Consider the following 21,068-nt stretch of genomic DNA (forward strand, 5'->3'; position numbering starts at 1 on the left):
CGAACCCGCGATGCGGTCGCGGCGCCCCGCGCGATTAGGCTCGGAGGATGGCCGCAGGCAAGAAGCGCAAGGGGAAGAAGCTCGACGTGGACTTCAAGAACACCGCGCTCATCGACGCCCTGCAGACCCAAGACATGGCCGCGATCGCCTTCGCCCTCCGCCACGGACCGACGGTCGTGCCGCTGATGACCCCCGGCGACGCCGACAACCCGCTCAGCGTCGGCGAGGTGTGGACGTACCGCGACCCGAACACCGGTCAACTCGCTCTGCTGCTCTTCAGTGACGCGGCGCACAAGCCCGAGACGCTGCCTCCGCACGTGGCGTTGCAGTCGCCGCAGTGGCTGCGCACCTTCCTCGGAACGCATCAGGATGCCATCACGACGGTGTTCATCGACATCGCTGGCCCGCACCCGATCCAGGCGTCGCCCGCCGATCTGATCGCCGCGCTCGACGCCTGAGTCGCTGGACGGTTTGTCGACCATCTGCGGGTCTCGACGAGGTGCGTCGCGCCTCGCGGCGGGCTGAAGGCTCGCGGGTGAACGTTTGAAGTCGCGCGGGTGAGACGCCCGTGCGAGACTCGAGGCCATGGAGTACCTGATCGCCGGTGCCGTGTGCGCCGCCGGACTTGTCATCCCCGCCGTGCTGGGGATGACCTCCCCGCACCGCCGTCGCCGGTCTGCTCCTCCCGGTCGCTGAGCCGGAGCGCCCCTCGACCGGCGGGTCTCTCACGTCTTCCGTCGCCGGACGCGGGTGAGCTCAGACCCGCAGGGCTCTCAATGCCCGAGCCCCGCGTCAGAACCCCGGTTCGCTGTCGTCACGCGGCATGCCGCGCACTTGCAGTTCGTTCAGGGCCTGGGCCAGCTTGCGGGACGAGGCGTCGAGCACGGTGTGATACCCGAGACGCTTGGCTTCGGACGCGCGCTGGGCGGCCTGGGTCACGTTGCGGATCTCGCCCGTGAGCGTGAGCTCACCGATCGCGGCGAGACGCTTCGACACCTTGCGGTTCTTCACCGCGTTGGCGACGGCGATCGCGATGGCGAGGTCGGCGGCGGGCTCGACCAGTCGCACCCCGCCGACGGTCGAGACGTAGACGTCGCGGTCGGACAGCGTGAGCCCCATGCGGCTCTCGAGCACCGCGAGCACCATCGCGACGCGCGAGGAGTCGACGCCGTTGACGATGCGACGCGGGTTCGGAGCGGTCTGGCGCACCGCCAAAGCTTGGATCTCGACGGGGAGGGCTCTGCGACCCTCCATCGCGATGGTGACGCACGTGCCGGGTTCGGGTTCGCCGTGACCGAGGAACAGCGCGCTCGGGTCGGCGACCTCGGCGATGCCCGTGCCGGTCATGTCGAAGCAGCCGACTTCATCGGTCGGCCCGAACCGGTTCTTCAGCGCGCGGACGAAGCGCAACGACGTCTGACGGTCGCCCTCGAAGTGGCAGACGACGTCGACGAGGTGTTCGAGGATGCGCGGGCCCGCGATCGAGCCGTCTTTCGTGACATGGCCGACGAGGATGATCGGCAGGCCCCGCTCTTTCGCGACGCGGATGAGGGCGGATGCCACCTCGCGCACCTGCGCGGGCTGACCGGCGGCGCCGTCGCTGTGCGCCGACGACACCGTCTGCACCGAGTCGACGATGAGCAGGCCCGGCTCGACCTGGTCGATGTGCCCGAGGATCGTGGCGAGGTCGGTCTCGGCCGCGAGGAAGAGCTCGTCGTGCAGAGCGCCGGTGCGCTCGGCACGCAGTCGCACCTGCGCCGCGGATTCTTCACCGCTCGCGTAGAGCACGCGGCGCCCGGCGCGGGCGCTCTGCGCGGCGACCTCGAGCAGCAGCGTCGACTTGCCCACGCCCGGCTCGCCGCTGAGCAGAATGGCGGCGCCGGGCACGATGCCGCCGCCCAGCACGCGGTCGAACTCGCCGACCCCGCTCGTGCGCCGCGGGGCGTCTTGCGTGTCGATCTCGGTGATGCGGCGTGCGACGCGCCCGGCCCCCGGGGCGACCGGAGTGATCGAGCGGACGATGCCCGTCTGCTCCGCCGCCTCGACGACGGTTCCCCACGACTGGCACTCGCCGCAGCGCCCGACCCACTTCACCGTCGTCCATCCGCACTCGGTGCACCGGTAGGGCGCGGGGGCTGCAGCAGGACGTCGGGATGCCATGTGCTCAGGCTACGCGGGGCCTCCGACATCGCTGGTCGCCGGGGTTCCGGCATCCGGGATCTGCCTCTTCGCACCCAGCGGGCGGACCGGGTCGACGCGAGGGGGCATGCGGAATCAGTCGCGCAGCGACTCGGCGACGGCCGTCAGGGCGTCGGCGGAGCGCCGCAGGAGCGTCAGCTCTCCGCTCGAGAAGGGCGTTGCGGCCAGGGGCACGGCTCCGCGCGCGGAGACGATCGAAGGGACCGACAATGCTGTGCCGCTGATGCCGTGGAAGTCGTCGAGCACCGTGCTGACGGGCAGGATCGCGTGCTCGTCACGCAGGACGGCCTCGACGATGCGGGCGCTCGAGAGGCCGATCGCGTAGTTCGTCGCGCCCTTGCCCTTGATGACCTTGTACGCGGCGTCGCGCACGTCGACGGCGATCGCGTCGAGCTCCGCCTTGTCGAAGCGGGAGCCGTCGGGCAGCTCGAACTGGGTGATGGGGACCGAGCCGATCGTCGCCGTCGACCAGAGCGGGAACTCCGTGTCGCCGTGCTCGCCGACGATCCAGGCGTGCACGCTCGAGGTCGCAACCCCGGCGCGCTGGGCGATCTTCCACCGCAGGCGCGAGGTGTCGAGCACGGTTCCGGAGGCGAAGATCCGGGATGCCGGGAGCCCGGTCGACCTCTGGGCGAGAACGGTCAGCACGTCGCACGGGTTCGTGACGATGACGTACACCGCGTTCGGGGCGACCTCGAGGAGCTTCGGCATCATGTCGTCGATGATGCGGGCGTTCGTGGCGGCCAGCTCGGTGCGCGTCTGCCCGGGGTTCTGCTTCGCGCCGGCGGTGATGACGACGACATGCGAGCCCTCGGCGACCGAGACGTCGGCGCCGCCGGTGATGTCGCTCGACCCGGTGAACTGCGTGCCGTGCGCGAGGTCGAGCACCTCGGCCTCGACCTTCTCGGCGGCGATGTCGTAGAGGGCGACGTGCCGCGCCGAGCCGCGGATCAGAGCGGCGTAGGCGACGCTCGCCCCCACGCTCCCCGCGCCCACGACCGTCAGCTTCGAGTTCTCGATCACGCTCATGGCTCGATCCTGGCAGCGGTCGGGAACCGCTTCCAGCGGCATCGTTCGAAGGTGGACGAATGAGGGTCGAGCCGGGTTCCCGGGCCGGTTCGCGGCATCCCGGAGAGTGTCGTAAGCTAGTCGGCGGTGACGTGTCCGAGCGGCCGAAGGTGCAACACTCGAAATGTTGTGTAGGTTCACCCCTACCGTGGGTTCAAATCCCACCGTCACCGCCACCACGAAGGCCCCGATTCCTCACGGACGCGGGGCCTTCGTCATGTGCTCCCCGCGATGCGCGGTCCGATGCGGCCTGCCACGATGAGTCCATGCCCGTCATCGAGTCCCGCTGCGTCGCCGGCGACCCCGGCAGCACGCTCGCGGTCTGGCGCTACAACTTCGCGTGCCGGCCCCGGTGGCTGGCGCCGCTCGCCGAACGGATCGGCGCACTCCTGCTGCAGCACGACATGGATCGGCGCTTCGCGGCTTCGCGCGAGGATGCAGCGACCCGCTGGTACTGGGCGCGGTGCGCTCTTCACCCACCTGAGGCGCCCCGCCGCGATGCGTGGGCTCGCGGCCCCGCCGCGCGCGGGATCACACCCGCGGCTGCTGCTGGGTGATGCAGTGGATGCCGCCGCCGCGGTCGAACAGCGGGCGGGCGTCGACCGTCACCACGCGGCGGCCGGGGTAGGCGTCGCCGATGATCGCGCGGGCGCGGGCGTCGGCGGACTCCTCGCCGAATCCGCAGAGCACGACGCCGTCGTTGGTGACGAGGTGGTTGATGTAACTCCAGTCGACCCACCCCTCGTCGTCGCGGAGGGTGGCGGGGGCGGGCACGCCCGTGATCGTCACCGTGCGGCCGCGCGCGGCGAACGCGTCGGACAGCTCGCGGCGCACGAGCTGCGACACCTCGAAGTCGGGGTGGGCGGCATCCGTCTGCTCGTGCACGAGCACGTGATCCGGTGACGCGAAGGTCGCGACGATGTCGACGTGGCCGTTCGTGCCGAAGTCGTCGTAATCGCGGGTGAGTCCGCGCGAGAGCCACACGGCATCCGTCGCCCCGATGGTGCGGCCCATCTCGGCCTCGACGCGGGCGCGGTCGGCGAACGGGTTGCGGCGCGGGTCGAGCTGCACGGTCTCGGTGAGCAGCACGGTGCCGGTGCCGTCGACGTGCAGGCCGCCGCCCTCGGCGACGAGCAGCGAGTCGATGCGTTCGGCGCCGACGTGTTCGGCGACCACGCGGGCGATGCCGGCCGACTTCTGCCACTCGGCCCAGTCGGGGGCTCCCCACCCGTTGAAGATCCAGTCGACCGCGCCGAGGACACCCGGGCGATCGGGGTCAGTGACGAAGGTGGGGCCGACGTCGCGCATCCAGAACTCGTCGAGGGGCGCCTCGACGATCTCGACCTCGGCCGAGAGCATGCGTCGGGCCCGCGCGGTCTCGGTGGGGTCGACGACCATCGTCACCGGCTCGAACTGCGCCACGGCGTGGGCCACGTCGGTCCAGGCGCGGTATCCCTCTTCGCGGGTTTCGGCTCCGTCTCCGAGGGTGAAGCCCTCGCGGGGGAACGCCATCCACGTGCGTTCGTGGGGGGCGGTTTCAGCGGGCATGCGCCACATGGCGTGCTCCTCGAGGGTCGGGGCGGGTCAGAATCCGGTGGTCAGGACGCGATCGAGCTCGTCGACGAAGACGTCGACCGACGCCTGCGTGACCACCAGCGGCGGTTTGATCTTCAGAACGTTCTGGAAGTCGCCGGTCGGCTGCATGATGACGCCCCGCTCGAGCAGGCGGTCGCAGATCGCGGCGGTCTCGGCGGTGGCGGGCTCGAGGGTCTCTCGGTCGCGCACGAACTCGACGCCCAGGTACAGGCCGGAGCCGTGCACGGTGCCGATGAGGTCGTGCTTCTCGCTGAGCTTTTCGAGGCGTCGCTTGAGGTGCCCACCGACGATCCGCGCGTTCTCTTGCAGCCCCTCCTGCTCGATCACGTCGAGCACGGCCATGCCGATCGCCGACGACACGGGCGAGCCTCCGGTGGACGAGAAGAAGTACCCCTGCGTGCGATAGCGGTCGGCGATCTCGCGCCGCGTGATCACCGCGCCGAGCGGGTGGCCGCCGCCGATGGACTTCGCCACCGCGACGATGTCGGGCACCGCGCCCTGCTGCTCGAAGCCCCAGAACCACTCACCCAGCCGGCCGTAGCCGACCTGCACCTCGTCGGCGATCGCGAGGCCGCCGTGGCGGCGGATGGCGGCGTAGACGTCGGTGAGGTAGCCGTCGGGCAGGGCGACTCCGCCGGCGTTGCCGTAGTAGGTTTCGGCGATCAGTGCCGCCGGAGGGCGACCGGATGCCGCGAGTTCGTCGACCACCGCGACGGCTTCGGGGGCGTAGTTCCCGGCATCCGCCCCCCGGTACTTCCCCCGGTAGGAGTTGGCGGCGTCGACGGTGTGCACCCACGCGGGGCGGGTGGACAGCGCGTTCGGGTTGTCGGCGATCGAGGTCGACACCGCATCGCTGGCGTAGGTCCACCCGTGGTACGCCTCGCGCATCGCGACGACGTCGGGCCGGCCGGTCGCCGCCATCGCGAGGCGGATCGCGAGGTCGGTGGCCTCGGAGCCGGAGTTGACGAAGAAGACGGTGTCGAAGCCGTCGGGCAGGGTCGCCGCGATCCGGTCGGCGAAGTCGGTGATCGCGCGGTAGTGGAAGCGCGAGTTGGTGTTCAGCAGGTGCATCTGACGGGCGCCGGCCTCGACCACGCGGGGGTGCGCGTGACCGACCGAGGCCACGTTGTTGACCATGTCGAGATACACGCGACCGTCGACGTCGATGAGGTGCTCGCGCCATCCGCGCTCGATGCGCGGCGGGACGGCGTAGTAGTGCTCCTGCACCTCGGCGAGCACCTCGTGGCGTCGCTCGAGCACGTCGTCGGCCTCGGTCGCGGGGGAGGGCAGGCCGAGCGCCGCACCGGGATCGCCGGCGACCCCGCGCCAGGCGTCGGCGAGGGCACGGGTGGTCCGCAACGGGGGGACGAGTCCGTCGAGCGAACGGCGCACCGACAGACGGGTGCGCGCCGGAAGGGTTCCGGATGCCGCGTCGGCGGGCACTCCGTCGATCGTCAGGGTCCCGGCATCCGTCGTCACGATCTGCGACCCGTGCCCGTCACGCGTGACGGGTTCGTGGGTGGCCGGTCGGGCGAGCCACACCAGGATGTCGGTCGGAACGGTTTCGGGCGTCGAGGGCAGGGGGTCGGTCGTGCCCGTCAGGCGCGCGCGCCACGCCGGCACGGTCACGACGTCGGCTCCCGCGTCGAGGGCGGCCAGCGCCGCGGCGTCGAGGGTGGCGGCGTCGAGCCAGGCGCCCGCGTCGTTCAGCGGCGACTCCGTCGAGGCATCGAGCTCGACGGGGCGGCCGAGCGAGAGCACCGGCGCGCCGGTCCACGCGGGCTCGTCGGCGCGGGGACGCCCGAGGGCCGCCCGGGTCGCGGCGGTGATCACGGGGATCGGAACGGATGCCGCCTGCTCGAGGATGCGGAACTCGCGGTCGAGCGCGACGCTGGCGTACGCGTTCTCGTCGTCGAGGCGCACCTGCGCGCGGCCGCTGAGCACGAGCACCGCGCCGCGGAGGACGACGAGGGGCCAGAGCGCGGTGAGCTCGTCATCGGTCAGGTCGCGTACCCGGTCGAACGCGCGGATGGCGGGGAAGGCGGCCTCGGGGGTCGCATCGTCGTGGTGCAGCACCGACGAGACGGTCACCGCGATCTCGCCGACGCGCCACGACGCGCACACGTCGCCGAAGTCGATGACCGCGTCGGGCACCGCGGCGCCGGGGGCGCGCAGCACGTTGTCGTCGGTCACGTCGAAGTGCCCGGCCTGGATGGGGAGCAGATCGCGGACCGGGGAGAGCGCGGATCGCGCCGCGTCGGCCGCGCGCTGCACGATCGCCCGCACCCCGGCATCCGGTTCGAGGGGGAGCAGGGTATCGATGACACGCTCGGCGTGACGCAGGTCCCACTGCAGCACCCGACCGGTCGCGGGGTGGGTGAAGTCGGCGAGCGAGAGGCTCACCGCCGCCGACAGCGCGCCCAGGCTCTCCACCGCCGCGGGGGAGAGGTAGCCCGAGCCCATCAGCGTGCGACCGGCGATGTTCTCGATCACGCGTGCGTGGATGCGGCCCTGGCTCGACTCCCACCACGACGACATCGCCCCGCGCGGCCCCTCGACGATGCGCGGGATGCGCACCTGCGGGCTGCGCTCGGCGACGCGCGCCGCCGCGGCATCCTGCATCTCGATCTCGGCCTCGCTGAAGACCGGGTTGCTGAGCTTGAGCACCCCGAGTGGCTCGGTCGAGCCCCGCGCGAAGACGCGGAAGTTCTGATCCTGCTGGCTGCCGAGCGCCTGCACGTCGATGTCGACGCCGAACGCGTCGACGAACAGACGCTGCACCTCCTCGTCGGACAGCGTCGGAGTGGGAAGGTCGACCTGGCTGAAGTAGTCGAAGACCGGGGTCGGCGCGATGTCGGTCATGGTGTCCTCGAGCGGTTCGGGTGTCAGAGCGAAGAGTCGGATGCCGTGGCGACGGCGCCGGCGACGGCTCCACCGGCATCGCGGACGGCGACGACGACGAGCGGGCCGTAGGGCGGGACCCACTCGCTCACGGCCTCACCGTACAAGTCGGGTGAGACCTCGGCCACACCGCTCACGCGGTCGCCGTCGACCCGGGCCGGCACGCGCACCCCGTCGACGAAGAGCGCGACCTCGACGGCCGCCGCGCCGGCCACGGTGGCGGTGACGTGCACGCGCTCGCCGTCGTGCACGACCTCGTCGACGGTGACCGACAGCTCGCCCCCTGCAGCCGGACGCGGGTCGGCGAACAGCGCCTCGTCGGGCAGGGCGGGGGTGCGCGGCGGGGTCGTGCGGCGCTCGCCGAGCGCGGTGATCGCCTGGGCCAGCTGCACGAGGCGCGTGTCGCTGTAGGCCGGTCCGGCGAGGGTCAGGCCCACCGGCATCCGGGTGTCGGCCATCGTCCCCATCGGCACGGTGACGGTCGGGATGCCGAGGTGGCGGGGGACCAGGTTGCCGTTCGAGACCCACACGCCGTTGCGCCACGCGATGTCGGCCGAAGCGGGGTTCGCGTCGGCATCGGCGGGGCCCACGTCGGCCTGCGTGGGGAAGACGACCGCGTCGATACCCTCGGCCTCCAGCCACTCCTCGAAGTCGACGCGGCGGGTGTGCTCGAGGCCGCGCAGCCCCTCTTCGAGGCTCGGCACGTCGCGCCAGTCGGGGTTCCACTGCTGCGCACGGTCGGCGTACTCGCCGATGTCATACGAGATGTCGTAGTGCCAGATGCCGTATCGGTCGGGAAGCGCTCCCGGGGGGTGGGGGAAGATCAGGGCCGCTTCGACGTCGGCGAGACGGGGAAGTCGCGGGTCGGCGTTCGTGCGCAGGAACGTGTCCATCGCCCACACCGCGAGATCGCCCACCTCGTCGTCGAGGAAGGTGCGCGTGACGAACCCGCGGTCGACGAAGTCCTCGTCGCCCGCGTGCAGCTTCTCGTAACGCTCGACGACGGGGAAGGCGGTCTCGACGACCTCGGCACCCGCGGCTTCGAGGTCGGCGCGCAGGTCGTTCCAGAGCGCGATCACGCTGTCGCGTGTGACGATGGGGGAGGCGTTGTCGGGGTCGCCGTTGACGTAGATGCGCGGCACGGCGAGGCGCAGGCCCGCGAGCGGCAACGGCTCGAGCGCCGCGAACGACGCGGGACGCACCTCCGACGGGCGCGGGAGGTTGATGAACGGCTGCGTGCGCCAGAGGTCGCCCTCGGTCTCGGCGTCGTCGACGACGACCGCGTCGAGCACGTGCTGCAGGTCGCCGATCGTGCGCGTGTGGGGGACGACGACGTCCATGGTCGGCACGAGGGGCCAGTTGCCGCGCACCGAGATCACCCCGCGTGAGGGCGTATAGGCGACGAGGGCGTTGTGCGAGGCGGGAGCGCGACCCGACGACCAGGTCTCCTCACCGAGTCCGAACGCGCAGAAGCTCGCCGCGGTGGCGGTGCCAGACCCGTTGGACGAGCCCGAGCCGAAGGCGGATGCCAGGTAGTCGCCGTTGTAGGGCGATTCGGCGCGGCCGTACACCCCGCGCTGCATGCCGCCGGCGGCCATGGGCGGCATGTTGGTGAGCCCCAGGAACACGGCCCCGGCTTCGCGCAGGCGCTCGACGGCGAAGGCGTCGTCGCCCGCGATCAGGTCGCGGAAGGCGGGGGATCCAGATGCCACGGGCAGGCCCTCGACGCGGTAGCTGTCCTTCGCGGTGAAGGGGATGCCGTCGAGGGGGCCGCGCGTGCGCCCCTGCGCGCGACGCAGGTCGGACGCGCGGGCTGCGGCGAACGCGCGGGGGTCGAGCACCGGGACGCTGTTGAGCCGGATGCCGGAGCGGTCGTAGGCCGCGATGCGGTTGAGGTAGCGGGCCACGAGCTCGACGCTGGTGATGCGACCGGCGTCGAGGGCGTGGCGAAGGCTGTCGATGTCGGCGTCGACGACGGTGAGGGCCTCGGAGGTCATGGCAAAAACCTACACTGTTTGTTTTACGGTTTCGAGAGGCACTTGTACGAGAAGTGTTCCGCCTGCGCCGGGCAATGGCTATCCCGAGACGCCTCCTTCCTGAGACGATGCGCGGATGGATGCCACGACCGACGAGCCCGCGATCCTGCCCGACCGACCGAGGGTCGACGCGCGCCGCCCGGTCGCCCTCATCGTGGGCGTGATCGCCACGGTGCTGTTCGTGGCCCTGCGCCTGGCCGTCGACCTCGACGGCGGAGCGCCGCTGGCCTTCGACCAGTGGTGGGACGACGCGATGGCCGCCCTGGCGAACCCGGTCGCGGTCATCATCGCGTGGATCCCGGCCACCGTCGGCGGCACGATCGGAATGATCGTGATCGGCATCTCGACCACCATCGTCTTCCTCCTGCGCAAACGCCCCTGGGATGCCCTCAACGTCGCGGGGGCGATCGCCCTCGTGGTGCTGATCGGCGCTCCGCTCGCGGCCGTGATCGCACGCGCCCGACCGTCGGACTCGCTCGCCGAGACCCAGGCGACCTCGTTCCCCTCGGGACACACCGCTGTGGCGACGACCATCGCGATCACCCTGGCGCTCATCCTGCGCCGCGGGTGGATCTGGGGCGCCGGGGTCGTGTGGGTCCTTCTGATGATGTGGAGCCGAACGTACCTGCACGCGCACTGGCTCTCCGACGTGACCGCGGGCTTGCTCGAGGGGATCGCCGTGTCGACGCTGGTGTGGGCTCTCGTCGAGGTGTGGCGGGTGCGTCGCGCGCAACGGGTGGTCGACGCGACCGCGTGAGCGCTATCGTGCCCGGATGACCTCCGCCTCCGCCTCCGCATCCACCGCCGCCGACAAGGCGCAGGACTCCACCGCCTTCCGAGTGGCGGCGCGGATCGGCTACATCGTGTTGGGGGTGCTGCACCTGCTGATCGGAGTGATCGCGATCTCGATCGCCACCGGGAGCGGCGGAGACAGCGCCGACCAGAGCGGAGCCCTCGGGCAGGTCGCGAAGGCGCCCGCCGGAATGCTGCTGCTGTGGGTCATCGTGATCGGTCTCGCCGCCCTCGCCGTCTGGCAGATCGCCGAGGCCGTCGGCGAGCGCGACACCGACGCGAAGAAGCGCTGGGCGCACCGCGCCAAGGACGTGGGGACCGCCATCGCTTACGGGGCGATCGCGGTCACCGCCTTCACCGTCGTCTCGGGAGGTCGTTCCGACTCGTCCGAGCAGTCGCAGACGATGAGCGCGCAGCTCATGGCGATGCCCGGCGGCATCGTCCTCCTGGTGATCGTCGGATTGGCGGTCGCCGTCATCGGCGTCGCCTTCATCGTCCGCGGAATCACCAAGGCCTTCATGAAGAACATCTCCAGCCCCGGCGGGACCGCGGGGCGCGGCATCCGGACCTTCGGGATGGTCGGCTACATCGCCAAGGGCATCGCGATCGGCGTCGCGGGGATCCTGTTCCTCGTCGCGGCCTTCGCGCACGACCCGAGCGCCGCGGGCGGGCTCGACGCGGCGCTGCGCTCCCTGGCGGGCCTGCCGTTCGGCCAGATCGTGCTCTGGCTCGTGGGGGCGGGACTCGTCGTGTACGGCCTGTTCTGCTTCGCCCGCGCGCGCTACGCGCGCATGTGAGCCGGGCTCACGCGGACGGGCGGGGACGCGCTCCCGCGATGAGCAACGACAGACCGAGCTCGAACGCACGCGTGGCCACAGGGTCGGCCGGATCGTGGCTCGAGAGGGTGGCGTAGGCGGCGGCGAACCGAGGGACGTCCTCTTCTTGCCCCGACGGGTCGAACATGACCGAAGGGCCGGTCATGTCGAGCACGCTGCCGATGATGAACGACTCGAAGGCCGTCAGCAGCGGCAGGATGTCGTCGCTCGACCATCCGACGCGCTCAGCGGCGATCGCGAAGTCCTCGTACTGCGACATCAACAAGGGGGCCGACGAGCTCTGCGACATCAGCAGGGGGATGGCCTTCGGATGCCGGCGGAAGGCGTCACGGTAGGAGCGCGCCCACAGCAGCAGGCCCTCCTCCCACTCGCGCTCGCGAAGGTACGAGGAATCGATGCGCGCAGACACGAGCGCGCGGACGTCTTCGACCAGCGCGGCGAGATTCGGCACGTGATTGTAGAGCGAGGTCGGGTGCACCTTGAGGCGGTCGGCGACGCGGCGGATGCTCGCCCCCTGGCTGCCGTCGCGGTCGACGAGGGCGAGCGCGGCACGGGCGATCTGCTCGCGCGAGAGCTTGGGCTGGGTCGGCCGGGGCACGGCGGGGCCTTTCGGTCGGGTTCGACCACGCTACGCGATGTCGCGGTTCGCGGGCCGGCTCCCGTGCCCCCCCCGGGGGTCACCCGGTGCCGGAGCGCCAGTGGTCCTCGACCTCGGCGGCCGTCAGGACCCGGTTGTAGATCGCGCCGTATTGGATCGAGCCCGTGAAGAAGGCGGGGTCGCCCGCAGCGGGGCCGGTCTGAGACGTCCAGAAGTCGGTCTTTCCGCACCCGAACTTCCAGTAGCCGTCGTACCACTGGCCCCGGGTCGTGCCGTCGGTGCCGACGAGTGCCCCGTCGACGAAGAGCTGCATGCCCGAGCTCGAGAGCGTGGCGACCACCGCGTGCCACTTCCCGTCCGCGTAGCTCCGGCCCGCGGGAGTCGTGATCAGGGCGTAGGCGTCGGGGAAGTTGCCGTAGACGATGCGCCCGTTCGCGTCGAGGTAGATGTGGCGGTCCCAGTGGTTCTCGTTCTCGGGTGCTGGGTCGGTGCCGAATCCCACGATCTTGCCGCTCGGGGCGGAGGTGGTCGAGAACCAGGCCTCGAGACTGAAGGTCTGCGGTTCGAGCCGGCCGGGAACGTACAGGCACTGAGAGCCGTCGAAGGTCACCGACGCGGCGGGGCTGTCGCGGCGACACCCGATCGAGCTCGAGGTGGTGGGCGGCTTGCGCCAGGTCGCGGTGCGACCGTTGCCGGAGATGTCGGTCTCGGATGCCGTCGACGTCGCCGACATCGCGTAGGCCGCGTACAGGTCGGACGGGTGCTTCGCGGCGAAATCAGTCACGGCGAAGCGGCAGTTCTGGTTCATAGCCCCCGCGGTGTCGTCGCTGCTGCGGATGGACGCCGAGAACGCCGCGTCGCTCCCGCCGACCGTGGTCAGGGCGATCACGGCGAGCACCGTCGCGATCGCCAGCGGCAGCAGCACTGCGCGCGCGCGGCGATCGGTGCGGACGCGGAAGCCGCCATCGGGTGCGACATCGCTCTCGTGGATCACGAGCGATGCGAGGAAGGGCAGCAGACACAGCAGCACCAACAGAATCCGCACCGGCAGGTCGGGATCGGGCACGGGAGTGAGCGAGTAGGCGCCCGACGCGATGCGGTGCGTGGACAGCACGGTGGCCTGCTCGCCGCTGACCAACCGGGTCGCGCCGGCGAGCAGGGGCAGGATGCCGGTGTTCACGACGTGCATGAGGGCTCCGTCACCGCTGTCGGCGGCGCGGAAGTCGAGCAGGACCATGTTGAACCACGGGCGCAGCCAGAGGCTCACGGCCGTGATCACGACGGACCAGCCGGTGAGCCGGACGCTCCACGCCCAGGCGCGACGATCCCCGCGCGCTCGGGCGATCGCCTCGACGAGGACGGCGCCGATCAGGAGCCAGGGCGCGGCCTTCAGCGCGAAGCCGAGGCCGGGGACGATGAGGACGGCCGCCCCGACGATCTGGTCGGGACGGACGTCCCACGGGTCGGCCGAGCCGTTGAGGTCTCCCCGCGTGCGGAAGACCTCGCCGTCGGCCTCGACGATGCGGTGGGTGATCGTGCGGTCGTTGTGCGTGTACGTCACGACCTCGCCGACGGCGTAGCGAGCGTGTGGCTCCGTCACGACGAGCGTGCCGACAGGAGCCGCCTCGGCCATGCTCGGGGTGTCGACGACGAGGAGTCGAGCCCCGGTGACCCCGAGGACGGTGGCGATCGCGACCGCGAGCAACGCGATCACGATCGCCACCGATAGTGCGGATCCGCGACGACCCCGGGAGGGCGGAGCTTCGAGGGTGTCGGTCACGGGGCGGGGCTCAGGACGAGAACGTCCAGGTGAGAGGCTGCGACACCTTCAGGTTCGAGTAGCTCGGGCCGAGCGTGCTCGGCAGCGTCACCGCGAAGGTGAAGGTCGCCGAAGACCCGGCGGGGAGGGACGAGGCGCCCACCTTGTCGAGGATGTCGATCGTGGAGGCGAGGCCGTCGACGGTGCCGTCGTAGATGTCGAAAGCGCCGGAGGTAATCTTGAGCTTCATCTGCGAGCACAGGTCGGAGGCGGAACCGTAGACTGTGCTCGTGGCCGACTGGGTACATGCGCCGGGAGTCAGCGTGAACCCCTTCGCGTCGAGCGAGCCGGCGTTCAGGATCGCGACGTTCGTCGTGACCGTCTGGCCGGGCGCCATCGCGAGGTCGCCACCGTACCTGTTGATCGTGGAACAGGTGGCCGAGTTCGAGGAGACCCCGCTCGCGCCGTCGGTGCTCTTGCAGACGATCAGACCGGAGGAGTCGTTCTCCTGCATGATCAGCGAGCCCGCGCCGGCGGTGTTGATCGTGTTCTGGATCGACGCGGTGAAGGCGGCGACGGTGGGGGACAAGCCGAGGGCGAGGATGAGCGACGCGACGCTGCCGGCGAGGACGACGGGCAGCGCGAGGCGGCGCCGCCGGCGTGCGGGTGAGGGGGAAGACGACGAGGACACGGGGTTCTCCTTAGCGGGCGAGGTGAAGGTTGGGCACGCTCATACAAGGGCCCCGGAGATCCGGCGCGCGGTCGTGTCGACACCGTCTCGGGCGGGTGGGATCCCGTCCGGCCAGAACACCGGGGACGGTCGGTGGCCGCCGCCGGCGTCCTGCTCGACGCACGGTCCTCCGCCCTCTCACCCGGCGCTTCGGTCGGCGTCACCCGTCGGGGTGGCCGTTCGCGCAGTGGCTCGCCGGCGGCGGGCGAGCGCAACCCTCACCGGGAACTCAGGTCGAGCGGGTATCTCAGAGGGTTCACAGACCCGACGAGGAGAGCCATGACCACCGCCACCCTTTCGCTGCGTGCGACCGCGGCCACCGTCGGAGCGCTCGCGCTCGCCGCCCTCGCCGGGTGCACCGCCGAACGACAGACGGATGCCGCGACACCGATCGTCGCGCCGCCCTCATCCGTCGCGCCGGAGTCGTCGACGTCGCCGTCTTCGAGCGCACCGCCCGCCCTCGCCGCAGACCCGACGACGGTGGTCGAGGGGCTCACGACCCCGTGGTCGGTCGCCTTCGACGCAGAGACCGCGCTCGTGAGCCAGCGCGACACGGGCGAGGTGCTCGAGATCGTCGGTGGATCCACGCGCGTGGTCGGCGAGGTACCCGGGGTCGCGCCCGGCGGCGAAGGAGGCCTGCTCGGCATCGCCGTCGCCGACGGATTCCTCTACGCCTACGCCACCACGGTCGACGACAATCGCGTGCTGCGATTCGCCCTGGAGGGCCAGCCGGGCTCGCTGCGCCTGGGCTCCGCCGAGACGGTCGTCGCCGGCATCCCCTCCGCGAACATCCACAACGGCGGGCGCCTCGCCTTCGGCCCCGATGGTCTGCTGTACGTCACGGCCGGAGACGCCTCCGAGCCCGGTGCCGCCCAGGATCCCGGCTCGCTCGGCGGCAAGATCCTGCGCGTCGAGCCCGACGGCGCCATACCGGCCGACAACCCGTTCCCGGGCTCGCCGGTGTGGAGTCTCGGTCACCGCAATCCGCAGGGCATCGGGTGGGATGCCGCCGGCATCATGTACGCGTCGGAGTTCGGTCAGAACACCTGGGACGAGTTGAACATCATCGAACCGGGCGCGAACTACGGCTGGCCAGAGGTCGAGGGAGTCGGCGGCCAGGAGGGATTCGTCGACCCCGTGCAGCAATGGGCGCCGGCGGATGCCAGTCCGAGTGGTCTCGCGGTGATCGACGGCGCGGTGGTCATCGCCAACCTGCGCGGCCAGCGTGTGCGCGTCGTCCCCACGGCCGATGTGGGCGCGGCATCGGAGTACTTCGTCGGCACATACGGGCGGCTGCGCGATGTCGTCGAAGCCCCGGACGGCACCCTGTGGGTCGTCACGAGCAACACCGATCGCGGTGGGGGCGACTCCGACATGATCCTGCGCGTGCCCCTCGTCGCGGGGTGAGCGTCAGGGCGTGAGGACCGTGACGCCCGCCTCTTTCAGCGCGGCGGCCAGCTCTGCGGACGGTGGAGCGTCAGTGATGAGGTAGTCGGCCTTCTCGAGCGGGGCGATCTGCGCGAACAGTCGCCGGTCGAGCTTCGACGAGTCGGCGAGGATCGCCGTGCGGTCGGCCTTCTGGATCATCTCGGTCATCATCGTGGCGTCGCCGAGGTTGCTGGTGGAGAAGCCCGACCCGTCGACCGCTCCCACCGCGATCAGGGCGTAGTCGCTGCGGATGTCGACCTCGGGGGAGTGCGAGTTCATCGCAAGGGTCACCGGCCCGGTCGTCGCCTGGGTGATCGTGCGGACCGCGCCGCCGAAGATGAACAGATCGCGGAACACCGAGGGGGAGATCTCGGCGGGGATGCGCAGGTTGTTCGTCGCGATGGTCAGATCGCGGTGGTTGCGCAGGGCGCGGGCGACGGCGAGCGTCGTCGTGCCCGCGTTCAGCATGAGCGTCGACCCGTCTTCGATGAGCTCGACGGCGAGGGCGGCGATGCGCTCCTTCTCGGAGATCTGCATCTGCAGGCGCACGTCGAGTCCTCGATCGCGGCCGGGGACCGACATGGCGCTGACGGCCCCGCCGTGCGTGCGGACGACGATGCCCTCACGGTCGAGCTGGTCGAGATCGCGGCGGACGGTGTCGATCGAGACGCCGAAGTGCGAGGCGAGGTCGACCACCGTCACCTGTCCGGTGTCGGCGACGTAGGCGGCGAGTTCCGCCTTGCGGCCCGCCGGCAACCGCCGCTTCGTCGTGGCTGTGGTTGCGTCCATGGCGTCATCTTTAGCACGGTTCTGCGGCGGCATCCGCAGAATTTGTGAGAAAACGGCAAAGAACAGCAGCCTTAGCGACTGATCTGCGTTCTCTGGCGCGCTTTCATGCGTGAATTGTCACGAATCTGCATCGAGCGCTTGACCTGTCCCCGCGATGACGCGCATACTCATGCTCAAAGATGCAAGAACGCGCAGAACAGCGCGAAATGCAGCAGATCTCAACGAGGAGAAATGATGGACAACAGCGGGCGCCGGCGTCGGAACGCCTTCAAGCTCGTCGGTGTCGCAGCAGCGGCCACGACCCTCCTGGCGATGGCGGGGTGCTCGTCGAACAGCGCCGCCCCCGCGGACGGCGGAGACGTCACGATCGAATTCGCCCAGTGGTGGGAACCCGAACTGGGCGACGGCCAGTTCCGCGGTCTCATGGACCAGTTCGAGCAGGAGAACCCCGGCATCAAGGTCGACCTGGTGAGCGGCCCGTACGCCTCCACCAAGGAGCAGCTCTTCGCCGGAGCGGCATCCGGGACCATGCCCGACGTCGTCGGTCTCGACGGCGCATGGGTCAGCGACTTCGCCAAGCAGGGCGTGATCGCCGATCTCACGAAGCTCATGGGTGACTCCGGCTACGACGACAGTCAGCTCGCCAGCCAGATCCAGGTCGACGGCAGCACCTACATGATCCCGGTCGTCAACTTCGTCTACCCGATGTTCACGAACGACGGACTGCTCTCGCAGGCGGGGGTTTCGGCCCCGCCGTCGACGCGCACCGAGTTCGCCGACGCGGCGAAGAAGATCACCGCCCTCGGCGGCGACGTCTCGGGCTGGGTGCTGCCGCTCTCGCTCGAAGCGCCCAACGGCGTGCAGAACGACGTCATGTCGTGGGTGTGGGCCTCGGGCGGCTCGATGCTCAAGGACGGCCAGCCCGACCTGACGAACTCCGACGTCTCGTCGGCGACCGACTACATCCAGCAGCTGTGGAAGGACGGTGTCATCGCGCCGGGCTCGTTCACCATGAAGGAGCAGGACAAGGTCGAGGAGTTCACCAACGGCCGCGTCGGCATGATGATCGACTCGCTGGCGCACATCAACCTCATCCGCGAGTCGAACCCCGACCTGACTTTCTCGATCTCGGCGATCCCCGCCGAGGACGGCTTCTCGGGAGAGCGCGGCATCCCCTACGCCTCGTGGGGCATCGGCGTCGCCGAGAACTCCGAGCACAAGGACGCCGCCTTCAAGCTGGTGCAGTTCCTGATGGGCAAGGACGTCAACAGCGAGCTGTCGACGATGGCCAAAGCGTTCCCGGGCAACACCGAGAGCGTGCCCACGTTCGTCGAAGACGACGAGCTGTTCAAGACCGCCTTCGACATCTACAAGAAGGGCTACCCGGCGAACGAGTTCACCGGTCTGCCCGTCGCCGAGGACCTGATGCGCCAGTTCGGCGAGCAGTTCCAGGCAGCCCTCGACGGTCAGCAGTCCATGAGCGACGCGCTGAAGAAGTCGCAGGACGAATGGACCTCGGAGTTCTGATCCGATCCTGATCCGGGATGCCGCACCGTACCGCCTGGCGGTGCGGCATCCCGCTCATCGAAAGCCGCACACCATGTCAATGCGCACCCTCACTCCCCCCGACACCGAGGTCATCGTCACCGGACGACCCACCTCGCGCCGCACCCGCCAGCTCCGCAAGGCCGGCGAGGCGTACGTCTTCCTCTCGCCGACCCTGATCCTGCTCTTCGTCCTGATGATCGTTCCGATCGTGATGGTCGTGGGGTACTCCTTCCAGGACAACGTCATCCTGAACAAGAGCCCCGACCTCGTCGGCGTCGACAACTACGTCGCGATCCTGACGGACCCGGGCTTCTGGAAGGCCACCGGCAACACCCTCTTCTTCACCCTCACCAGCGTCGCCGCGCACCTCGTGCTCGGTCTGTCGTTCGCGATGCTGCTCAACAGCCGCCTGATCGGAGCGGTGCCCCGTGCGATCTTCCGCGGGCTGTACGTGCTGCCCTGGCTGTTCACCGTCGCGGTCATCGCGGTGCTGTGGCGCATGCTGCTCGCCCCCAACGGCATCGTCAACTTCCTCCTGAACACGAACATCGAGTGGCTCTCGTCGCCGCAGCTCGCCCTGGGCACCGTCACGTTCATCAACATCTGGGCCGGCTACCCGTTCTTCATGGTCAGCCTGCTCGCCGGCCTCCAGGGCATTCCGAGCGACCTGTACGAGGCGGCGACCGTCGACGGGGCGAGCCCCGCCCAGCGGTTCTGGAACGTCACGATCCCGCAGCTGCGACCGATCATCGTCAGCCTCGTGCTGCTCGATCTGATCTGGACCTCGCAGCAGTTCGCGCTCATCTGGCTGACCACGGGCGGCGGTCCGATCGACGTCACCGAGATGCTCAGCACCTTCACCTACAAGCTCGCATTCGCGAAATACGACTTCTCGATGGCCTCCACCTCGGCGGTGCTGGTCCTGGCGATGTCGATGATCATCGCGGTGCTCTACGTCCGCCAGCAGAAGGCGAGGGACTGACATGGCCTCGACGACCACCACGCCGCGTCAGCGCGTCGGCACCACCGCCCCGCGCCAGCGCGTCGGCACCACGAAGACGCGTCGCCGGCTCGCCCAGACCGGCGTGCTCATCGGCCTCGTCATCGGAGCCGTGTTCGCGGCGGGTCCGGTGCTGTGGATGCTGTCGAGCTCGTTCAAGTCGAACACGCAGATCTTCGAGCTCCCGCCGCGCCTGATCACCGACACCTTCTCGTTCGACGCGTACGTGTCGATCTTCACCAACCCCGAGACGGTGCGCTTCTTCATCAACAGCTACGTCGTGGCGGGGGCGGTGACGATCCTGACGCTCCTCGTCGCGATCCAGGCGGCGTACGCGTTCAGCCGCTTCGAGTTCCGCGGCAAGCGCATCGTCAACGTCATCATCGTCAGCGTCCAGGCGGTGCCGCCGATCACGCTGCTCATCCCGTACTTCGGGCTGATGGTCGGGCTCGGCCTCTACAACACCTATCCGGGCCTGATCTTCACCTACATGGTCTTCACGCTGCCCTACGCGATCATCATGATGACCGGGTACTTCAACACCCTCCCGAAGGAGCTCGACGAAGCGGTCCGCGTCGACGGCGCCGGCTCCTTCACCGCGCTGTGGCGCGTGCTCGTGCCGATCTCGATCCCGGGCATCGTCTCGGTGGGTATCTACACGTTCATGATCGCGTGGAACGAGTTCCTGTTCGCCCTCACCCTCACGCGCACCATCGACATGCGCACCGTGCCCATCGGCATCCAACTGCTCATGGGCCAGCACTCGTACGAGTGGAACCAGATCATGGCGATGAGCATCCTCGGCTCGATCCCGGTGCTGCTGCTCTTCCTCTTCTTCCAACGCTTCTTCATCAGCGGCCTGACGGCCGGCTCGGTGAAGAGCTGACCGCCGCCTACCCAACCCCGAACAAGGAGTCATCCGTGCTTTACACCGGCAAGTCCATCCTCGACGTCGCCAACGCCCACAGCTTCGCCATCCCGGCCTTCAACATCAGCGACTGGGCGATGTTCACCGGGATCATGGACATCAGCGAGGAGAAGAACGCTCCGGTCATCATCGCGATCCACCCCGACGAGGTCTCGCACATCACCACCGACCTGATCCCGGCGATGCACGCCCGCGCGCACCGCTCGAGCGTGCCGGTGGCCATCCACTGGGACCACGGCGGAACGTACGACCAGATCATCACCGCGATCAAGGCCGGCTTCACCTCGGTCATGATCGACGCCTCGCTCGAGCCGTTCGAGCAGAACGTGGCGCTCACCCGCAAGGTCGTCGAGGCCGCCCACGCCGTCGGCGTGCAGGTCGAGGGAGAGCTCGGCACCATCGGTGCGAACGACAGCTACGGCGAGTCGGGTGCGGCCGAGATCATCTACACCAACGTCGACGACGCGGTGCGCTTCGTCGAGCAGACCGGCGTCGACAGCCTCGCGATCGCCATCGGCACCTCGCACGGGCTCTACCCGGCCGAGAAGAACCCCGAGCTGCGCCATGACCTGCTCGAGCAGATCAAGGCCGCCGTCGGCATCCCGCTCGTGCTGCACGGCGGGTCGAGCAACCCCGACGCGGAGCTCGCCCGCGCGGTGTCGCTCGGCATCAACAAGATCAACATCTCCAGCGACATCAAGGTGGCGTACCACGACCGCATGCGCGAGGTGCTCGGCACCGACCGCCGCCTGCGCGAGCCGAACGCCATCCAGCCCGAGTGCATCGCCGCCATGAAGGTGACCGCCGCTGAGAAGATCGACCTGTTCGGCGCCGCCGGCAAGGCCGACCTCTACTGATCG

Annotated in this window: 17 protein-coding genes, 1 tRNA gene and 1 pseudogene; 10 read left to right on the forward strand and 9 right to left on the reverse strand. The window is 69.8% G+C overall.

The window, feature by feature from the left end:
* Window positions 1-47 precede the first annotated feature (47 nt).
* Window positions 48-458 carry a dehydrogenase gene (locus M3667_RS05415; RefSeq protein WP_251506000.1) on the forward strand — a complete coding sequence of 137 codons (411 nt, stop codon included), beginning with the start codon at window positions 48-50 and terminating at the stop codon, window positions 456-458.
* A gap of 334 nt (window positions 459-792) precedes the next feature.
* On the opposite strand, the gene radA is transcribed toward M3667_RS05415, so the two are convergent.
* Both radA and M3667_RS05425 read right to left on the reverse strand, forming a co-directional pair.
* Window positions 793-2,160 carry a DNA repair protein RadA gene (gene radA / locus M3667_RS05420; protein WP_251506003.1) on the reverse strand — a complete coding sequence of 456 codons (1,368 nt, stop codon included), beginning with the start codon at window positions 2,158-2,160 and terminating at the stop codon, window positions 793-795.
* A gap of 114 nt (window positions 2,161-2,274) precedes the next feature.
* Window positions 2,275-3,228 (reverse strand): L-lactate dehydrogenase, encoded by a 954-nt coding sequence (locus M3667_RS05425; protein WP_251506007.1) that lies wholly within the window; start codon window positions 3,226-3,228, stop codon window positions 2,275-2,277.
* A gap of 125 nt (window positions 3,229-3,353) precedes the next feature.
* Between M3667_RS05425 and M3667_RS05430 the strand changes: the two genes are divergently transcribed.
* Window positions 3,354-3,443: transfer RNA gene (locus tag M3667_RS05430), tRNA-Ser, on the forward strand.
* 90 nt (window positions 3,444-3,533) lie between these two features.
* Complete coding sequence (locus tag M3667_RS05435; RefSeq protein WP_251506010.1) at window positions 3,534-3,824, forward strand: hypothetical protein; 291 nt, start codon at window positions 3,534-3,536, stop codon at window positions 3,822-3,824.
* Here the strand turns inward: M3667_RS05435 and M3667_RS05440 are convergent.
* The 3 genes and pseudogenes from M3667_RS05440 to M3667_RS05450 all read right to left on the reverse strand — a co-directional run.
* Window positions 3,799-4,824 (reverse strand): agmatine/peptidylarginine deiminase, encoded by a 1,026-nt coding sequence (locus M3667_RS05440; protein WP_251506013.1) that lies wholly within the window; start codon window positions 4,822-4,824, stop codon window positions 3,799-3,801. The two genes, M3667_RS05435 and M3667_RS05440, sit on opposite strands and share 26 nt — an antisense overlap.
* Before the next feature lie 27 nt (window positions 4,825-4,851).
* Window positions 4,852-7,725, reverse strand: coding sequence for an aminotransferase (locus M3667_RS05445; protein WP_251506016.1), 2,874 nt, complete (start codon window positions 7,723-7,725; stop codon window positions 4,852-4,854).
* Between the two features lie 362 nt (window positions 7,726-8,087).
* Window positions 8,088-9,761 (reverse strand): annotated as a pseudogene (locus M3667_RS05450) (amidase); the annotation flags it as partial.
* Window positions 9,762-9,876: 115 nt separating this feature from the next.
* On the opposite strand from M3667_RS05450, the gene M3667_RS05455 reads away from it, so the two are divergent.
* Both M3667_RS05455 and M3667_RS05460 read left to right on the forward strand, forming a co-directional pair.
* Complete coding sequence (locus M3667_RS05455) at window positions 9,877-10,557, forward strand: phosphatase PAP2 family protein (protein ID WP_251506019.1); 681 nt, start codon at window positions 9,877-9,879, stop codon at window positions 10,555-10,557.
* 16 nt (window positions 10,558-10,573) lie between these two features.
* Complete coding sequence (locus M3667_RS05460; RefSeq protein ID WP_251506021.1) at window positions 10,574-11,389, forward strand: DUF1206 domain-containing protein; 816 nt, start codon at window positions 10,574-10,576, stop codon at window positions 11,387-11,389.
* A 7-nt stretch (window positions 11,390-11,396) separates the two neighbouring features.
* On the opposite strand, the gene M3667_RS05465 is transcribed toward M3667_RS05460, so the two are convergent.
* The 3 genes from M3667_RS05465 to M3667_RS05475 form a co-directional block, all read right to left on the reverse strand.
* Window positions 11,397-12,026: a TetR/AcrR family transcriptional regulator gene (locus M3667_RS05465; RefSeq protein WP_251506024.1), complete on the reverse strand. Its 630-nt coding sequence runs from the start codon at window positions 12,024-12,026 to the stop codon at window positions 11,397-11,399.
* A gap of 79 nt (window positions 12,027-12,105) precedes the next feature.
* Window positions 12,106-13,806, reverse strand: a complete 1,701-nt coding sequence (locus M3667_RS16980) for a LamG domain-containing protein (RefSeq protein ID WP_251506027.1) — start codon at window positions 13,804-13,806, stop codon at window positions 12,106-12,108.
* Window positions 13,807-13,816: 10 nt separating this feature from the next.
* Window positions 13,817-14,476, reverse strand: a complete 660-nt coding sequence (locus M3667_RS05475; RefSeq protein WP_251506030.1) for a hypothetical protein — start codon at window positions 14,474-14,476, stop codon at window positions 13,817-13,819.
* Window positions 14,477-14,794: 318 nt separating this feature from the next.
* Between M3667_RS05475 and M3667_RS05480 the strand changes: the two genes are divergently transcribed.
* The gene (locus tag M3667_RS05480; protein WP_251506033.1) at window positions 14,795-15,922 is read left to right on the forward strand and encodes a sorbosone dehydrogenase family protein; all 1,128 of its coding nucleotides are present in this window, start codon (window positions 14,795-14,797) and stop codon (window positions 15,920-15,922) included.
* Between the two features lie 3 nt (window positions 15,923-15,925).
* Here M3667_RS05480 and M3667_RS05485 read toward each other — a convergent pair whose 3' ends face one another.
* A complete protein-coding gene (locus M3667_RS05485; protein ID WP_251506036.1) occupies window positions 15,926-16,732 on the reverse strand; it encodes a DeoR/GlpR family DNA-binding transcription regulator in 807 nt (268 codons plus the stop codon).
* Window positions 16,733-16,963: 231 nt separating this feature from the next.
* Here M3667_RS05485 and M3667_RS05490 point away from each other — a divergent pair, with 231 nt between their 5' ends.
* From M3667_RS05490 to M3667_RS05505, 4 genes are all read left to right on the forward strand, one after another.
* Complete coding sequence (locus M3667_RS05490) at window positions 16,964-18,259, forward strand: sugar ABC transporter substrate-binding protein (RefSeq protein WP_251506039.1); 1,296 nt, start codon at window positions 16,964-16,966, stop codon at window positions 18,257-18,259.
* A 73-nt stretch (window positions 18,260-18,332) separates the two neighbouring features.
* A complete protein-coding gene (locus M3667_RS05495; protein ID WP_144829949.1) occupies window positions 18,333-19,262 on the forward strand; it encodes a carbohydrate ABC transporter permease in 930 nt (309 codons plus the stop codon).
* Between the two features lies 1 nt (window position 19,263).
* On the forward strand, window positions 19,264-20,166 hold the full coding sequence (locus M3667_RS05500) for a carbohydrate ABC transporter permease (RefSeq protein WP_230704124.1): 903 nt from the start codon (window positions 19,264-19,266) through the stop codon (window positions 20,164-20,166).
* 35 nt (window positions 20,167-20,201) lie between these two features.
* Window positions 20,202-21,065: a ketose-bisphosphate aldolase gene (locus M3667_RS05505; protein ID WP_154096228.1), complete on the forward strand. Its 864-nt coding sequence runs from the start codon at window positions 20,202-20,204 to the stop codon at window positions 21,063-21,065.
* Window positions 21,066-21,068: the final 3 nt, after the last annotated feature.

Origin of the sequence: Microbacterium sp. P26, from assembly GCF_023712585.1 — a bacterium.
Lineage (GTDB): Bacteria > Actinomycetota > Actinomycetes > Actinomycetales > Microbacteriaceae > Microbacterium > Microbacterium algihabitans_A.

Excerpts from the sequence above, each read along its gene's own strand:
- M3667_RS05415 (WP_251506000.1), top strand. The coding sequence starts at position 48 with ATGGCCGCAGGCAAGAAGCGCAAGGGGAAGAAGCTCGACGTGGACTTC.
- radA (WP_251506003.1), bottom strand. The coding sequence starts at position 2,160 with ATGGCATCCCGACGTCCTGCTGCAGCCCCCGCGCCCTACCGGTGCACC.
- M3667_RS05425 (WP_251506007.1), bottom strand. The coding sequence starts at position 3,228 with ATGAGCGTGATCGAGAACTCGAAGCTGACGGTCGTGGGCGCGGGGAGC.
- M3667_RS05435 (WP_251506010.1), top strand. The coding sequence starts at position 3,534 with ATGCCCGTCATCGAGTCCCGCTGCGTCGCCGGCGACCCCGGCAGCACG.
- M3667_RS05440 (WP_251506013.1), bottom strand. The coding sequence starts at position 4,824 with ATGTGGCGCATGCCCGCTGAAACCGCCCCCCACGAACGCACGTGGATG.
- M3667_RS05445 (WP_251506016.1), bottom strand. The coding sequence starts at position 7,725 with ATGACCGACATCGCGCCGACCCCGGTCTTCGACTACTTCAGCCAGGTC.
- M3667_RS05455 (WP_251506019.1), top strand. The coding sequence starts at position 9,877 with ATGGATGCCACGACCGACGAGCCCGCGATCCTGCCCGACCGACCGAGG.
- M3667_RS05460 (WP_251506021.1), top strand. The coding sequence starts at position 10,574 with ATGACCTCCGCCTCCGCCTCCGCATCCACCGCCGCCGACAAGGCGCAG.
- M3667_RS05480 (WP_251506033.1), top strand. The coding sequence starts at position 14,795 with ATGACCACCGCCACCCTTTCGCTGCGTGCGACCGCGGCCACCGTCGGA.
- M3667_RS05485 (WP_251506036.1), bottom strand. The coding sequence starts at position 16,732 with ATGGACGCAACCACAGCCACGACGAAGCGGCGGTTGCCGGCGGGCCGC.
- M3667_RS05490 (WP_251506039.1), top strand. The coding sequence starts at position 16,964 with ATGATGGACAACAGCGGGCGCCGGCGTCGGAACGCCTTCAAGCTCGTC.
- M3667_RS05495 (WP_144829949.1), top strand. The coding sequence starts at position 18,333 with ATGTCAATGCGCACCCTCACTCCCCCCGACACCGAGGTCATCGTCACC.
- M3667_RS05500 (WP_230704124.1), top strand. The coding sequence starts at position 19,264 with ATGGCCTCGACGACCACCACGCCGCGTCAGCGCGTCGGCACCACCGCC.